Annotated in this window: 1 protein-coding gene; it reads right to left on the bottom strand. The window is 65.5% G+C overall.

Annotation, left to right across the window (positions count from 1 at the left end; all coding sequences use genetic code 11):
• Positions 1–7 precede the first annotated feature (7 nt).
• Complete coding sequence (locus tag L8H00_RS18640; RefSeq protein WP_242098849.1) at positions 8–1,414, bottom strand: IS30 family transposase; 1,407 nt, start codon at positions 1,412–1,414, stop codon at positions 8–10.
• Positions 1,415–1,461 lie beyond the last annotated feature (47 nt).

Below are 1,461 nucleotides of genomic sequence, written 5' to 3'. Positions count from 1 at the left end.
GGCGGATTCAACCGGTCGTCGCAACAGGGTGTTTTTCGATCTGCGCGAGGCATTGGTCAAGCGCCTCGGCCGGCGTTTTCCAGCCCAGCGTCTTGCGGGGCCTGGCATTGAGGGTAGCCGCTACGGCTGCAAGGGTGTCGGGTTCATGAGCGCTGAGATCCGTACCTTTCGGGAAGTACTGGCGTAACAGGCCGTTAGTATTCTCGTTGCTGCCGCGCTGCCATGGGCTTTGCGGGTCGCAGAAGTAGACCTGGACGCCGGCATCGATCTTCAGACGAGCATGCTGTGCCATCTCGGCACCCTGATCCCAGGTGAGCGACCGGCGCAGCTCCTGGGGCAAGGTGGTGATGGTACGCGCGATCGCGTTGCGTACCGCCTCGGCGCCGTGTCCCGTTAGCGCAGGCCCGTTCTTGATACTTGGTCCGGCACCATGGCCTTCCATGCGCGGCAGGTGCAGCAGCATCGTGAAGCGTGTCGTGCGCTCGACCAGCGTGCCGATCGCCGAGCTGCCGAGACCCAGGATGAGGTCGCCTTCCCAGTGACCCGGCACCGCCCGGTCATCGGCTTCGGCCGGGCGCTGGGAGATCATGATGTCGCTCGAGACGAAGTTCTTGCCACGTAGGCCGGCACGCGCCCGCGGCGTGCGTAGGGTCCGTCCTGTCCGCAAACAGGCCGTCAGTTCACGACGCAAGGCGCCGCGGCCCTGGACGAAGAGGGCCTGATAGATGGCTTCGTGGCTGATGCGCATCGTCTCGTCATCCGGAAAGTCGACGGCCAGGCGCTGAGCGATCTGTTCAGGGCTCCAGGCCCACGCCCATCGTCGGTCCTGTCGCGGGCCGTGCCGGCGCCCCTTCCACGACACCGTTGGCCGCGGGACCGGGTTGCCGCAACCGGTGCGCACGACGCTGGCGAGCCTCTCTTCCACATAGGAGCGCAACGCCGCGTTCCCGGCAAGCTTCGTTGCCTTGGGACGACGGGCAGACCGCTCGGCATGCCATTGGGCAACGGATGCGCGATAATCCACGCCACCGCTGCGCGTGGTCGCGTTACGCCGCACCTCACGCGATATCGTCGAGGCGGAACGACCCAGCCGGCGCCCGATCTCATGCAGACTATGACCCTGGACGAGCAGCAGCGCGATGTCCTCGCGCTCCGCCAATGACAGATATCTGCCCGACAGCGGCTGCGCCGCGGGCCTGAACATCGCTGGTGGCATACCGCCCGACTCCCGAAACCATCTGGTCCCCACAGGTTGTGACACACCAGCCTTGATAGCAGCTGCGCTGCTGCTCAGACCGGCCGCTATCGACGTCCAGAACAGCTGCCGTTCACTGCGATCTGCCACAGAAGGCCGGCCTGGGGACCGCAACGGCGGTCGTCCACATCGATCCGAACGCCGCTTTCCAATGCCCATTGCAACCTCCTGTGTCGAAGTGTTGCGACGACCGGTTGAATCCGCCC

Source organism: Sphingomonas sp. CROZ-RG-20F-R02-07 (genome assembly GCF_022662335.1).
Taxonomy (GTDB): domain Bacteria; phylum Pseudomonadota; class Alphaproteobacteria; order Sphingomonadales; family Sphingomonadaceae; genus Sphingomonas.
Note: the sequence above shows the minus strand (reverse complement) of the source record. Positions and strands in the feature narration are given on the sequence as shown.